The organism is Sulfurimonas sp. ST-25 (assembly GCF_048079205.1).
GTDB lineage: Bacteria > Campylobacterota > Campylobacteria > Campylobacterales > Sulfurimonadaceae > Thiomicrolovo > Thiomicrolovo sulfuroxydans.
The window spans coordinates 2,450,246-2,464,371 of sequence record NZ_CP182225.1; the positions used below are offsets into that span (position 1 = coordinate 2,450,246).

General features: G+C 59.6%; 10 protein-coding genes. 5 read left to right on the forward strand and 5 right to left on the reverse strand.

Annotated features, from left to right (window positions below; translation table 11 throughout):
- Window positions 1–13: 13 nt before the first annotated feature.
- From ACM66T_RS12690 to ACM66T_RS12700, 3 genes are all read left to right on the forward strand, one after another.
- Window positions 14–703, forward strand: a complete 690-nt coding sequence (locus tag ACM66T_RS12690; RefSeq protein WP_231019406.1) for a molecular chaperone — start codon at window positions 14–16, stop codon at window positions 701–703.
- Between the two features lie 64 nt (window positions 704–767).
- Window positions 768–2,981 (forward strand): fimbria/pilus outer membrane usher protein, encoded by a 2,214-nt coding sequence (locus ACM66T_RS12695; protein WP_416768628.1) that lies wholly within the window; start codon window positions 768–770, stop codon window positions 2,979–2,981.
- Window positions 2,963–3,448 (forward strand): spore coat U domain-containing protein, encoded by a 486-nt coding sequence (locus ACM66T_RS12700; protein ID WP_231019410.1) that lies wholly within the window; start codon window positions 2,963–2,965, stop codon window positions 3,446–3,448. Before ACM66T_RS12695 ends, ACM66T_RS12700 begins: the two co-directional genes overlap by 19 nt.
- Before the next feature lie 2 nt (window positions 3,449–3,450).
- Here the strand turns inward: ACM66T_RS12700 and ACM66T_RS12705 are convergent, their stop codons facing one another.
- The gene (locus ACM66T_RS12705) at window positions 3,451–4,293 is read right to left on the reverse strand and encodes a peptidylprolyl isomerase (RefSeq protein ID WP_231019411.1); all 843 of its coding nucleotides are present in this window, start codon (window positions 4,291–4,293) and stop codon (window positions 3,451–3,453) included.
- Between the two features lie 203 nt (window positions 4,294–4,496).
- Between ACM66T_RS12705 and gltX the strand changes: the two genes are divergently transcribed.
- Both gltX and ACM66T_RS12715 read left to right on the forward strand, forming a co-directional pair.
- On the forward strand, window positions 4,497–5,885 hold the full coding sequence (gene gltX, locus ACM66T_RS12710) for a glutamate--tRNA ligase (RefSeq protein ID WP_231019412.1): 1,389 nt from the start codon (window positions 4,497–4,499) through the stop codon (window positions 5,883–5,885).
- 11 nt (window positions 5,886–5,896) lie between these two features.
- Entirely contained in the window at window positions 5,897–7,177 is a 1,281-nt protein-coding gene (locus ACM66T_RS12715) for a malic enzyme-like NAD(P)-binding protein (RefSeq protein ID WP_231019413.1), read from the forward strand.
- Between the two features lie 3 nt (window positions 7,178–7,180).
- Here the strand turns inward: ACM66T_RS12715 and ACM66T_RS12720 are convergent, their stop codons facing one another.
- Genes ACM66T_RS12720 through ACM66T_RS12735 form a run of 4 tightly spaced genes read right to left on the reverse strand, consistent with a single transcriptional unit; the run spans window position 7,181 to window position 14,116 of the window.
- Window positions 7,181–10,372, reverse strand: coding sequence for an NAD-glutamate dehydrogenase domain-containing protein (locus tag ACM66T_RS12720; RefSeq protein WP_231019414.1), 3,192 nt, complete (start codon window positions 10,370–10,372; stop codon window positions 7,181–7,183).
- Between the two features lies 1 nt (window position 10,373).
- Window positions 10,374–12,488: an EAL domain-containing protein gene (locus ACM66T_RS12725; protein ID WP_231019415.1), complete on the reverse strand. Its 2,115-nt coding sequence runs from the start codon at window positions 12,486–12,488 to the stop codon at window positions 10,374–10,376.
- Window positions 12,485–13,411, reverse strand: a complete 927-nt coding sequence (locus ACM66T_RS12730) for a cytochrome-c peroxidase (protein ID WP_231019416.1) — start codon at window positions 13,409–13,411, stop codon at window positions 12,485–12,487. The genes ACM66T_RS12725 and ACM66T_RS12730 overlap by 4 nt, the downstream gene beginning before the upstream one ends.
- Window positions 13,412–13,462: 51 nt before the next feature.
- Window positions 13,463–14,116, reverse strand: coding sequence for an MqnA/MqnD/SBP family protein (locus ACM66T_RS12735; protein WP_231019417.1), 654 nt, complete (start codon window positions 14,114–14,116; stop codon window positions 13,463–13,465).
- Between the last annotated feature and the right edge of the window lie 10 nt (window positions 14,117–14,126).

Consider the following 14,126-nt stretch of genomic DNA (forward strand, 5'->3'; position numbering starts at 1 on the left):
GGAGTGGGCGAGAGTGAGTAGAGCGTTGCTTGCAGCATTGCTGATCGGCTATACCAGCCTGTGGGCAGGCTTCCAGGTCTACCCCATACGGGTTTATCTTGATCCGGAGACGCCGGTGGCAACGGTCAAAGTCACGAACCAATCCGAGGAGAAGCGCTCTTTCGAAGTGGAAACGATGCGCTGGACCCAGGATGCCAACGGCAGCGACCGCTACGACAAAGACGCCTCGCTTCTGGCGGTGCCCCTTCTCTTTACACTGGAGGGGAAGGCATCCCAAACGGTACGCATTACCGATCTCTCGCCCAGCGGGAAAAAAGCGCAATCGGCCTACCGCCTCTTTATCAGCGAACTCCCCGCGAAGCACGCCGAAGAAACGGGGGGGCTGCATATGCTTTTTCGCGTTGCCATCCCCGTCTTTATCACGACCGCCGCTTCGACGGAAACGCTCCTCACCCTTGACACCATCGAGAAATCACCGACAACGTTCAACTGCTGGCTTCGCAACGACTCATCGCATTTTGTCCGAATCAGCAAGCTCTATCTTGTGACAGCAAAAGGGGAGCACGGCGTGCAGGTTGAACCGGCAAAATATCTGCTCCCCGGCAGCAAGGCCTCCTTCAACTTTACGCTCGATCCGGGGTTCACCCCATCAGCGCTGCACATTTTCCTAGAAGACGGGCAGCGGATTGAACTGGCTATCTAGACCGCTTCCACTCCTATTTTTTCACGCGCTTCTGCTGGCCCAGTCCGACTACCACCGGACTATCATGGACATCGAACTCAACGGCGTGTTGCACGGGAACGTCATCCTGTTTCAGTCCACCGAGGGGCTTTGCCTCCCGATGGAGGCCTTCCCGGAGCTCTCAACCCCGTCGCTTCCCCAAAAAAACGTCCGCACGATTGACGGTGTCTCCTGTCTCGCCGTCGATACCCTTGAGGGTGGACATACCCGCCTAGACGAGCTGAGCATGCGTGCCCTTGTGACGCTCCCGACGCAGCTGCTCAAAACGCAGACCCTGTCCGGCGAGCATGAACAGCTTCCGGACGTCATGTCCTCAACGGGGTTCTATACGAACTACAATCTCTTTTATCAGCGCGAACCCGACACCTACAGCTACAGCAGCAGCGCCGACGCCCACCTCTTTTCCCCCTACGGGGTCCTGAGCAGCGGCTACTCCTATTTCGGCAGCGATACGGAGGAGAGAGGGGTACGCCTCGATACGCTTTATGTCCTGGACCTTCCCGAGACCATCCAGTCACTCCGGGTCGGCGACGTCATCGGTGCGCGCACGGAGTGGTCCGGCGGCCTCCGGATAGGCGGGATCCAGTTGGCACGGAACTTTTCAACACGCCCCGACATGCTGACGATGCCGCTGCCAAGCTACACCTCCTCGGCCACCCTCCCCTCCGCTGTCGACGCCTACGTCAACGGGAACAAGATCTTTCAAGAGAACGTCACGCCCGGTCCGTTTGAGATCACGGCCCTTCCGACGATCAACGGCCAGGGGGAGCTGACCGTCGTGCTCAAAGACATTACCGGGGTGCAGCGGAGTATGACCATCCCCTTCTACAGCGACACGAGGCTGCTGCGCAAAGGGCTGAGCGACTACGCCTTCGAAGCCGGATACCTACGCTACAACTACGGTATCAAAGATTTCGACTACCGCGACTTCGTCACCAGCGGAAGCTACCGCTTCGGAATGACGGACCGTCTGACGACGGAGGCGAACGCTCTGACCTTCAACGAACGGGCCGGCCGCATGGGAGCGGGTGCGAGCTATCTGCTCTTTGATGCGTTCACGCTAGACGCCGCGGTCGCCGCGTCGATCGACGAGGGCCAAAAAGGGTATTTGGCCAAAACCGGCATCAGCCGCCGCACGCAGCGCTACTCCTTCTCGGCACAGTCGCAATGGGCGACGGAGGCCTTTCTCCAGCCGGGCATTCTCGGGAATCCGCTCCGACAGCAGACCCTTCTGTTCGCCGGCTACAACACCCCCGCTTTGGGAAGTTTCTCCGCAAGCTATGTCTACCAGAAATACAGCGCCGAGCCCGCGTCGGAAACCGCGTCGCTCAGCTATTCGAAAACCCTCTATCGGCGCCTCTTTTTAAACCTGATGGTGTCGCATACGATCGCGCCCCATGCCGACACCAGCGGACAGCTCCTTTTAAGCCTGCCGCTGGGAGAGCGCACCACCCTCTCCAATACGGACTTCGTCTCCAAGGAGAGTTCGGAGGTCCGGGTAAGTCTGCAGCAGAACCTGCCGACGTCCGATGGGTTTGGCTATACCCTGAGCGCTGCGCGCAACACCGCCTACGAGCATCCGTGGTACGGGGAAGCGCGCGGCAGCTATCAAAACCGCTATGCGCGTTTCGGGGCCGGCGTCGCTTCGGTCAACAACAAAACAGCGTATAGGGCAAGTGCAGAGGGCTCTTTCTCCTACATGGAGGGGCATCTGCATTTCAACCGGTCAACCGACGCGGCATTCGGTGCGGTCAACGTGGGCAGTGTCAAAGGTGTCCGCGTCTATTACCGCAACCTTCTGGTCGGAGAGACCGACGAGGACGGTTACCTCTTCATCCCGTCGCTGCTGCCTTATCAGCGCAACAAAATCACCGTTGACCCCCGAGACATCCCCTTTGATTACAGCCTGGGCAGAAACGAGATCCACCTTACCCCCTATCTGCACAGCGGTGTCAGCTACGCTTTCGACGTCAAAAAAGTGGAGTCGGTCATCCTGCATCTCTTCCGCGCCGGGGGCAAGGCAGTTCCCGTCGGTTCCGAGTGGGTGCTTGACGACGGTGCGACAGGCATCGTCGGCCAGGCGGGTCTGATCTATTTTGAATCGCTTCCGAGGGGGGAGCACACGCTTCGCATCACAAGCGAACAGGAACCCTGCCGGCTGCGCTTCCGTTTTGACGGGGCCCTGCCAAATACGCTACTATCTAATCTTGGAGAATTCACATGCGACGAAGACAACTGAACCCGCTTGGACCCATCATCGCGGCCGCCCTCGTATTGACGACCTCTGCCGCGGCCGCCACCTGTTCCGTGAGCTCGACGGGATTGGCGTTCGGATCGTACAACCCCTTCGACCTCGCCAGCGTCACAACGACCGGGACGATCACGATACAGTGTACGACGCTCAAACTCAACGACCGCGTCCAGGCAACGCTGCTGCTCTCAACGGGCAGCAGCAACAGCTACAGCGCAAGAACGATGCAGAACGACGCCGCGGAGACCCTCGCCTACAATATCTATACGAGCAGTAACTATGCTTTGGTCTGGGGAGATGGAAATAGCGGTACGGAAGTCGTCAGCGACAAATTTTTCGCAAAACTTCTCGCACCCGCCACAAAAAATTACACCATGTACGCGCGCATTCCTGCCGGGCAGGATGCCGGTGTCGGCACGTACCAGGACGTCATTACCGTCACGGTCGAATATTAGCCTCAGGGATTCGGCAGGCGGATAACGGTGATCTCGGCGTTCAGGCGGGCACGGTTGAAATAGTCTTTGAGCGTCTGTTCCCGTGCATCGGCCATCATCTCCTCTTGCACCTGCATCTTCACCGTCTCAAACGGCTGCATGACCGGGAGACTTTTGTTGCGGATATAAAATGAAACGAACCCCCCTTTCGGGTCGGAAAGCATCGGTGTGTACGCGCCGATCTCCGTTTTGATCAGCAGGGCGGCGAGCTGAGGCTCGATCTTGGCATAAGGCAGTGAAGCCTCCTGCATCGTTACCTCGGGAAGCATCAGCATCGGGTTGTCCATCTTGCGCTTCAACGCCCCCTGCGCCGACGCGTGGTAGACCGTGACGTCAAAGGTTTCGGGGTGGGAGAATTTCTCCGAGTGCAGGCGGTAATATTCGCGCATCTCCTCGTCACCCGGCTCCTCCATATTCGCCATTGCGACGGCGCTGTAGAGCTTCTGGGTCAGCATCGACTGTTTGAGCTTCGCTTCGAAAGCACTGCGGCTGAGATGTTCACTCTTCCAGACCGCGTCAAAGAGCTGCGCCGTCGTCATGTTGTTCTGCCCTGCGATCTGCTTGATCCGCTCCTGCAGCTCCGTCTCGCTGACGCTGAGATCACGCTGCGCGATCTCCTGGCTTTCCAGCTTCTCACGGATCAAGGCATCGACGGCCTGTGCCTGCGTCATCCCGCCCTCCTGCATCTTCTGCGTGATGGCGTAGAGGGTGATCGGTTCCTCCTTGACGAGGATGGCGACACCGTCGACCATCCGTGCATATAACGCTACGGTAAAAAGTATGAAAAGCAGTACTGTTTTTTGCAAAGAGATCTCCTGATTGAAAGGCACCATTTTACCCGTTTTTGTTGAATGGACGCTCTTGGGGCTCTGATGTCGCTGCGGATGCCCCCTCTTCCCGCATCGCCCCGGCCGATCGCAAAAAGCCGTGAAAGCCCTCAAGGTTCCACGCTTTTCCTACCTCCAAACCGTAATGAGTTATAATGGCGCCAAAAAAAGGCTTGCTTACCATGGTTGTCACCCGCTTCGCCCCCAGTCCGACCGGATACCTGCATATCGGGGGACTGCGTACCGCACTCTTCTCCTGGCTCTGGGCCCGCCGCAACGGCGGGAAATTCGTTCTGCGCATCGAAGACACCGATCAAAGCCGCAACAACGAGGCTGCGGCCCAGGCGATCGTCGATGCTTTCGAATGGATCGGCCTCGAACATGACGGCGAGATCCTCTACCAGTCCCAGCGTATGGGTGTCTACCAGATGTATATCGAGCAGCTCCTCCAAGAGGGCAAGGCCTACAAATGCTACATGAGCAAAGAGGAACTTGACGCCCTGCGCGAAGCACAGCAAGCACGCAAGGAACGCCCTCGCTATGACGGACGATACCGCGACTTTACCGGCACACCGCCCGAAGGCGTCGATCCCGTCATCCGTATCAAGGCCCCGACGGAAGGGACTATCACCGTCTATGACGGCATCAAGGGCGAGGTTACCTTCAACGTCGACGACATCCTCGACGACTTCATCATCGCCCGCGCCGACGGATCGCCTACCTACAACTTCGTCGTCGCCGTCGACGACGCGCTCATGGGCATCAACGAGGTCATCCGCGGGGACGACCACTTCTCCAACACGCCGAAGCAGCTCATCGTCTACGAAGCCCTGGGCTTCAAAGCCCCCGCCTTCTACCATGTCCCGATGATCCACAACAGCGAAGGCAAGAAACTCTCCAAGCGCGACGGCGCAACGGACGTGATGGAGTACAAACGCCTCGGCTACCGGCCTGAAGCCCTGCTCAACTTCCTTGTGCGCCTTGGGTGGAGCCACGGCGACCAGGAGATCTTCTCTATGGAGGAGATGAAAAAACTCTTCGATCCGAATACGATCAACAAGTCGGCCTCCATCTACAACACCGAGAAACTCGACTGGCTCAACGCCCACTACATCAAGAACCTCGCCAACGATGCGCTGGCCCACGAGCTGCTCCCCTTCGGCGTCGATCTGAAGGCCCATGACAAAAAAGAGATCCTGCTCGACGCGCTCAAAGAGCGCGCCAAGACCCTGGTCGAACTCGCTGAAATGGTCAAAGAGGTCCTGACCGCACCGACGGCCTACGACGAGAAAGCCTTCAAGAAAGCGGTCAAGCCCGACTCGAAAGCCGTCCTGGAAGCCTTTGCCGCCAAAGTCGAAGCCACGTCCGAACTTCACCTCCCGACCGATTACCACGCCCTGATGGAAACGGTCGTTTCCGAGATGGAGATCGGCTTCGGCAAGATCGGGATGCCGCTGCGCCTGGCGCTGATGGGCAAACTCTCCGGCCCCGGTGTCGACACCATCATGGCGTCCATCGGCCGCGAAGAGACGCTCACCCGCATCGCCGGACTGACCGCCCAACTCAACTAAAGGGAGCTACCATGGCCACCCCTCTTACCAACGAAGAGGCCCTCGCCTACCACGCCGAACCCACCCCCGGCAAACTCGCCATCGGCGTGACGAAATCCTTTAAAAGCCAGCACGACCTCTCCCTGGCCTACACGCCCGGGGTCGCCGTCCCCTGTCTCGCCATCGAAAAGAATCCCGAGGATGCCTACCGCTATACGGCCAAGGCGAACCTGATCGGGGTCGTCTCCAACGGTACCGCGGTCCTCGGTCTGGGCGATATCGGCGCGCAGGCCTCCAAGCCTGTCATGGAGGGCAAAGCGGTCCTCTTCAAGAAGTTCAGCGACCTCGACGCCTTCGACATCGAAGTCGATACGAAGGATATCGAGCGCTTCTGCAGCGTCGTCGAGGCGATCGCCCCCACCTTCGGGGGGATCAACCTCGAGGATATCAAGGCGCCTGAGTGCTTTGAGATCGAAAAACGCCTTGCCGCCCGCCTCGACATCCCCGTGATGCACGACGACCAGCACGGGACCGCCGTCATCAGCGCCGCGGGCATCATGAACGCCTGCCGCCTGACGGGACGCGACATCAAAAGCCTGCGTATCGTCATCGTCGGGGCCGGGGCCGCCGCCATCAGCTGCGCCCGCCTCTACCGCTACCTGGGCGTGGAGAACATCATCCTGATCGACTCCAAGGGCGTCGTGCATACGGGACGCAGCGACCTCAATGTCTACAAAACGGAGTTCGCCATCAAAGTCCCCGTCAGCCAAAGCGACGCCTTCGACGGGGCCCACGTCGTCGTCGGCCTTTCGCGCCCGGGCACCTTCACCACCGAAGACGTCATGCGCATGGCCGAAAACCCGGTGGTCTTTACCCTCGCCAACCCTACCCCGGAGATCATGCCGGAGCTGGTCCGCGAGGCCCGTCCCGATGCCATCGTCGCCACCGGGCGCAGCGACTTTCCCAACCAGGTCAACAACGTCCTGGGCTTCCCCTTTATCTTCCGCGGGGCCGTCGACGTACGCGCCAAAGCGATCAATACGGAGATGAAGATCGCCGCCGCCGAGGCCCTGGCGCGCCTGGCCCGCACGGAGGTCCCCGCCTACCTGAACGAACTCTACGGCACCGAACTCGCCTTCGGCCGCGACTACCTCATCCCCAAACCCTTCGACAAACGCCTGATCGTCGAAATCTCCAGCGCCGTCGCCGCGGCGGCGATCCATACGGGCGTCGCCCGCGCGGCAGACTTCGATATCGAGGCCTACCGCAAGGCGCTCGCCGAGCGCATCTGCGTCGACTGCCAGCCCGAATAGGCGCTAGATCACCGAGGTCATCAGCAGATTGACCAGGAGGGTAACGTCCCGGAGCGAAGGCTTCGGATTCGCCTCCAGCGCCGTGATCGACTCGAGGATATCGGCGAACGCTTCCTGGTCGTTGGCCAGGAAATTCTCGAACGCCTCCATCGGCGGTTCGTTGATGCGCTGAAAGGCCAGAATCCGGTTCGTATAGTGGACGGCGATGTACTCCACGAACTGCAGCAGCTGCCGCCGCAGATTGAGATCCCGTTCGTCTTTGAGGTCAAACGCGTTGAGGATATTGATGATCCGCAGAATCGCGAAACGCTCGATGACAAGGTAGAAGAGCGTTGCGACGTCACTGAAAGAGTGTTTGCTCTGCTCTTTGGTAATGATGACCGCGACCGCGAAACGCAGATACTCCAGCACGTCGAAGAAGCGGTTGAAAGTATCGTCCCCTTCGATCAGCATCCGCGGCTGCTTCGGTTTGATCTTCGAGAGCATCTCGAAGAGCTCCTCTTTGTGCTCGATGAAGTGGAGGCTGTCGATCGATTCGACGTCGACGTACTTGACCATCCAGCGCGTGGCAAAATTGAGCACGTGCTCGATCTGGTCCAGCAGGGCGTACTGCTGGCGCACCGGCATCGTATAATCCGAACGGAAGATCGTGTGGCGGATGTCGTTCGCCCCGAAGAGGGCGTTGCAGATCAGGTAGGCGCGGATTTTCATCAGGAAACGCGCCTTCCCCAGCCGCCGGTAATCCCGCACGAAAGAGACGCCCTGGTCGTTGATCACCATATCGGCGATCATCGTCGCGATGATCTGAGGGCGCAGCGGGTGGTGGCGGATCTCCTCTTCATAGGCGCTGACAAAGGCCTTGGGGAAATATTTGTATAAAAAGCGCTGGGCGAACTGCTCATCGATCAGCGGCGTGTCGATGATCAGCTGCTTGATGAAAATCTTCGCGTAGGAGAGCAGCGAGCCGAGGATCGGACGTACGATCCCCCCGTCCTCCGCGGAGAGCACTTCGAAAATATTCTCTTTTTTCGGGATATAGAAGTCGCGGCGGTTGAAGACCGGGTTCTCCTCGGCGATCACGTCGATGGCCTCCTGGAAATCCTCCAGGTACATCCGGCTCAGCTGCTCGTCGCGCGAGATCGTCAGCGCCTGGCGGTAGCAGCTCCAGAGTACGCTGTTCTCCACCTGCTCGCTGTGGCGCCCGAGTACTTCCGCACGGCTCTGCTGGTCCAGCAGTCCTTTTCGGCTCAGCGACTCCAGCAGGATCTTGATATTGACCTCGTGGTCGGAGGTGTCGACCCCGCCGGCGTTGTCGATGCCGTCGAGGTTGATCTTCCCGCCGCCCAGGGCGTATTCGATGCGGGCGCGCTGGGTAAACCCGAGGTTCCCCCCTTCGCAGACGGCGAAACAGCGCAGCTGCGCGGCATTGACCCGCACCGATTCGTTCTGCTTGTCCCCCAGCTCCAGGTCGCTCTCCTCCGAGTGCTTCACGTAGGTACCGACCCCGCCGTTAAAGAGCAGATCGACTTTCATGCACAGCAGCGCCCGGGCCAGCTCCTCCCCGCTCATGTAGCGTGCCTGGGTCTGGAGCATCCGCCGGATCTCGTCGCTGAGCGCGATCGCCTTCTCGCTGCGTTCCCAGACCCCGCCGCCGCTGGAGATCAGCTCCTTCTTGTATGCCCCCCAGCTGCCGTCTTTGGCGGCAAAGAGCCGCTTACGCTCCTCGAACGCCTCCTGCGGCGAGGGGTTGGGGTCGACGAAAATCTCCCGGTGGGAGATCGCGCCGAGCAGTTTGAACGCCCGGGAAAGCAGCACCCCGTTCCCGAAAACATCGCCGTTCATCGACCCGATGCCGACGACGCTGATGGGATCGTTATAGAGGTCGATGCCGCGTTCAAGGAAGAAGCGCTGCGTCGAACGCATCGCCCCTTTGGCCGTGATGCCGATCGCTTTGTGGTCGTATCCGTTGCTCCCTCCGCTGGCAAAGGCGTCCCCGAGCCAGAAACCCCGTTTCAATGCGATGGCATTGGCCGTGTCGCTCATCGCCGCCGTCCCCTTGTCCGCCGCGACGACGAAGTAGCTGTCCTCCCCGTCATAGGCCACGATACGCTCGTCATGCACAGTCTCGCCCTCTTCAACGTTATCGACCAGGTCCAGCAGGTTCTCGATAAAGGCGCTGTAAATATCCGTGAAGAGCACCTTCGTGATCTCGCTGCGCGGCTTGTCAATGACGAAGCCGCCTTTCGCCCCGTCGGGGATAATAATAGCGTTTTTGCCCTCCTGGGTCACCATCAAGGAGCGCACCTCGGTGCGGTAGTCGTCGTAGCGCTCGCTCCAGCGCAGCCCCCCGCGGCTGATCCTGCCCATGCGCAGGTGCAGGCCCCTGAAATCCTTGTGGTAGACGAAGGCTTCGATGCGCGGCTGGATCCCGCGCAGGTGTTCGGCGAACTTCGTCATATCGAGCTTGAACGCGATCGCCTCGCGCTCCAGGTAGTAGTTGGTCCTGCTCATGGCGCCGAGCATCGCGAAAAGCAGTTTAAGGATCCGGTCGTCCATAATGTCGGGGACCGCCTTGATCGCCTCCGCGACGATCCCCTCTATTTCCGTACTTTTCTGGGTCCGCGTTTTGACCTCCGGGTTGAAGCGCGCGGCAAAATAGTGCAGCAGCATGGCCGACAGTTCATCGTGCCGGGTCACCGTATGCAAAATCGTGTCAAAGTTGATCGACGGCACCGCCTGGTTGATGTACTCGATAAAGGCCCGCAGCAGCGTCACCTGGCGCAGGCTCAGGTTCTGCTTGTAGACCAGTGAATAGATCCGGCAGCTGCTGAACGTCCGCCCCAGCAGCGAATCGGTGATGACCGACTCGATATTCGTTTTGGCCCGGGCGAAGGCCTCCGTATCGTCCACCTGAAGATTGAAGCGGCAGATGTGGACCGCCTTTCCGTCCGGTTCGACCGTATAGGTCACTTCATCCACCACCACGAAGGCGAAGTCATGCAGGATCGGCGTAATGTCGGAGAGCAGCAGCTGCTCCCGGGAATAGAGCCGGACGGCGGCCTTCCCTTCGGCAAGCGTGATCTGGGTGACGATGGGCGTCTGCCGCAGCGCCGTCAGCAGCTCCTCACCGATCTCCAGGTCCTGGGGATTTAGCAGCTGCGAACAGACCGCGCCGAGCTGGCTTTCCGGGCTCATATTAACTCCTTGAAATAGATGTCGACTCCTCCGGTGCCGCTGCCGGACGCCCGAAATGGTACCCCTGCCCGTACCCGACTCCCATCCTGCGCAGCACGGCGATGGTCTCCTCGTTCTCGACGAATTCCGCGACGATCTCGAATCCGAGCTGCTTAGCGAAACGGACGATGGTCCTGACGGTACGCTGGGTCATCTCGTCGTCGACGACCTTCGTGATCAGTGAACCGTCGATCTTCAGGATATCGATATCCAGCTCCATCAGGTAGGCAAAGTTGGAGTACCCGATGCCAAAATCGTCGATGGCGATCCGGCAGCCGTAGGCCTTGACCTGCTTGATGAACGTCTTGACCGCTTCAAGGTCGTCAAGCTCTTCGCTCTCCAGCAGTTCGATATCCAGGCGGCCGGCGCGCTCTTTATAGGTCTCCAGCAATGAGAGCAGCATGGAGACCATCTTTTCATCAGCCAGGTCGCGCATCCCGAGGTTGATGGAGAAGCGGGTATCGTACCCCTCCATCGCCTCGAAGACCTTATGGACCATCACTTCGGTGATCCGGCGGTAGTAGGGGGTCTGCATCGCCGTTTCCAAGAAGGCCGCCGGGCCGCTGACGCTGCCGTCGCTCCCCACCATCCGCACCAGGGCTTCATACTTGGCAACCTCGCCGCTTTGCAGCTGCACGATGGGTTGAAACCACGGTACGATGGCATCGCGGTCGAGGGCTCTTTTGAGCTCATGGGCCGTGGCGATGTTCCTGGCTGCCTGTTCTTTAAGGTGCAGCTCCTCCGAGAAAAACAGCACACCCTCGCTGTGGCGTGCTTTGTCGTACTTGAGGATCAGGTCCGCATTCTCCAGCAGCGGCGCTACGCCGTTAACCGCGACGGAAACGGTCAGGTAGACCTCGATATCGTCCACGAAAAAGGTGTAGCCTTCGATGCTTTTTTTCAGCATACGGCCCATCTGCCGCGCGCGATCGGCATCTATTCCCTGGAGCACTACGCCGAATTCATCCCCTCCAAGACGGAAGTAGTAGGGGTGGAACGGCTCCAAAACCGGCTGGCGGATCAGCAGGGCGATCTCCTTGAGAATCGCATTGCCGGCAGCGCTGCCGTAAAAATCGTTGACGTGCTTGAAGCGGTCCAGGTTGAGCAGCAGAAGGTAAGGCGCTTCGAACTGCTCCTGGAGCTGTTCGAAACGGCTGCGGCTGAGCAGCTCGGTCAGCTGGTCATGACTGATCGCATGGCGCAGCTCCCCCTCGAGTTCCCGCAAACGGCGGTTCTCGTTCCCGGCGCGGATCAGCAGGCCCATGACCAGGACCAGGGCCGTCAGGAAGAGCGCTGCCAGAATGACAACGAAACGGTCGAGCATCTCGTAATCCCGTTTCGCCTCGTCAAGGAAGTTCGTCTCCAGCTCCACGATCCGCTGATCGAGGTTGAAGGTCTCGATCCGGTTCACGTTCTGCACAAATCCCGGATAGTTTGCGGCGATGTAATGCACGTGAAGCATGAAACTTCGGATCAGGGCCGCCTGCGCCTTTGACATGCCTGAGAGCTCGCCCAGCGGTTCCACCTCCCGGTTCAGGTCATGCAGGAATGTCGCATCAAAAAGGATCCGGGCCTGGGAGACCTCCGCGATGACGGAGAGGATCCGGGCATAGGTCATGGGATCGTTTTCGAACATCTTCACCTTGTCCGCCGAAAGCGATGTGATGTAGACGAAGGAGTTCTTGATCCCCGCATTGAGCATCATAAAATCGTCGAGCATCGACTCGTACCGGTTCAACGCTTCGCCGAGGCGCACCAGGGAGCGGTGGCTCCGCCTGTAGGCACTGCGCTCAAGAAACGCATTCTTCCGCAGCGCCTCGTATTCATCCTTCAGCGTATTAAGATCGCCCGTGATTTCGTCCTGGTTGGAGTAGGCAAAGAGCGAACTGCGCAGAATCTCGTAATTGAGGCGGTGGTAGTTACGGTCGATCGTATGGAAATGGCCGCGGACCTCCCGGAAGTTGTACTCGACATGGCGCTGCGACAGGTAAAAATAGAGCAGGAGCGAAAACGACCCCACCCCGGCCGCCAGTGCCAGGAAGGGCTTCCAGCCGATCTGCCGGAGCCGTGCGCTCATCGGAGCACTTCCGGACGCTCGCCGGTCAGCGTTTTGAGGAACGCCACGATTGCCCGGACGTCCTTGTCGCTCAATTCGACCCCCAGGTTATGGTAGCTCATCTTCTGGACTGCGTCGGTCAGGGTCTTGGAGGAAGCGTCGTGGAAATAGGGTGCCGTCAGGGCGATGTTGCGCAGGGTCGGGACCTTGTAGACATTCATATGGCGGCGTTTATTCGTCACGGCATGCAGGTCCGGTGCCGCTTCGTCGTGCTCATAGGGGACAAAAAGGCCCATCTTCTGGAAGGAGTTCCCCCCGATGTTGACCCCGTTATGGCAGGTAATGCAGCCGTAAGCCTTGAACCGCTGGTACCCCTCCAGCTCCAGCGGGGAAAGGGTTGTTTCCCCCCGCAAAAAGCGGTCGAAAGGGCTGTCGGGCGTCACCAGCGCCTTTTCAAACTCCACGATCGCCTCGATCGCCTGCTCATAGGTGATCTCTCCTTCGCCGTAAACGGCGGCAAAGGCTTTGACATAATCGGGATCCGCATTGAGGCGCTGCGCAATCATGGTGCTCTGCATCCCCATCTCGACGGGGTTGTGGATCGGGCCACTGGCCTGCTCCATGAGCGACGCCGCGCGACCGTTCCAGAACTGCTTGAAGTTGTAGCGGGCGTTATACACGGTCGGTGACTGGACGCTGCCCGTTTTCCCCCCGACCCCGATGGAGACCGGGCGGGGATCCGCACCGCCGTAATCGAAACTGTGGCAGGTGGCGCAGGCCACCGTCTTGTCGCTGGAGAGCAGGGTATCGCTGAAGAGCTGCCGTCCCAGGGCCGCCTTGGCGTGATCGTACACCACACTCCTGGGCAGAGGCTTAATGGGTTCCTGCCCCATCGCGAGGGACGAAAAGGCCGATAATACGATCGCTGCGAGCCAATATTTCATTAGATCGAGTATAGCATAAGCGCGCCCCGCTTTTTCAAACGGAAAGCGCGATCAGCGCGCCTGCTCGGCGAGGCGCCAGAAAAGGCGGAGGCTGCGGAGGGAACGGTGGTCCATACGGTAGTGGATCCCCTCCAGGTAAGCGAGGATATCCTGCGGCCGGACACCGGTACGCGCGGCAGCGCGTTTGAGCAGGTACTGCGGGATCTTCTGGGGACGGCGGGCAAATGCATCGGCGAGCCGCCGCATCTGTTTTTCGTTCGCCTGGTACGACAACAGTCCGAAAACAAAAGGGAGACCGTAGCGCTTGTGCCACTCTTCGGCCAGGTCCAGCGCCTCGACCCCCTCCAGGTAGGCCCGCAATGCGGGATCGCCGATGATGACCCTCCCCTCAAGCCCCAGTACCCTGGTCAGGGCGTTGGAGGTCTCCGAGGCCGTATCTGTCTGGGGGCTTTCGGAGGGGATCAACAGGACGCTCTGCACGGGGCCGTCGGCGATGATCCCGAGGTTCAGATGTTTTTGCCCCTTGGCCCGGATACTGGAGATGAACGCGGCATCGATCTTGCGCGCCCGGTAGGCACGGTTGATAGCAGAGGGCACGTTCGCCCCGTGACGCAGCATCATCTGCGACTGCGATGAACGCAGGTAACGCTTCATAAAGACGTGAAACGGCAGCAGATTCAGATATTCGATCCGGCCAAAACGCATAGTCCCTCCT

Bases quoted from the DNA above. Each gene is read 5' to 3' on its own strand.
- ACM66T_RS12720 (WP_231019414.1), bottom strand. From the start codon at position 10,372: ATGAGCCCGGAAAGCCAGCTCGGCGCGGTCTGTTCGCAGCTGCTAAAT.
- ACM66T_RS12715 (WP_231019413.1), top strand. From the start codon at position 5,897: ATGGCCACCCCTCTTACCAACGAAGAGGCCCTCGCCTACCACGCCGAA.
- ACM66T_RS12735 (WP_231019417.1), bottom strand. From the start codon at position 14,116: ATGCGTTTTGGCCGGATCGAATATCTGAATCTGCTGCCGTTTCACGTC.
- ACM66T_RS12695 (WP_416768628.1), top strand. From the start codon at position 768: ATGGACATCGAACTCAACGGCGTGTTGCACGGGAACGTCATCCTGTTT.
- ACM66T_RS12730 (WP_231019416.1), bottom strand. From the start codon at position 13,411: ATGAAATATTGGCTCGCAGCGATCGTATTATCGGCCTTTTCGTCCCTC.
- gltX (WP_231019412.1), top strand. From the start codon at position 4,497: ATGGTTGTCACCCGCTTCGCCCCCAGTCCGACCGGATACCTGCATATC.
- ACM66T_RS12700 (WP_231019410.1), top strand. From the start codon at position 2,963: ATGCGACGAAGACAACTGAACCCGCTTGGACCCATCATCGCGGCCGCC.
- ACM66T_RS12725 (WP_231019415.1), bottom strand. From the start codon at position 12,488: ATGAGCGCACGGCTCCGGCAGATCGGCTGGAAGCCCTTCCTGGCACTG.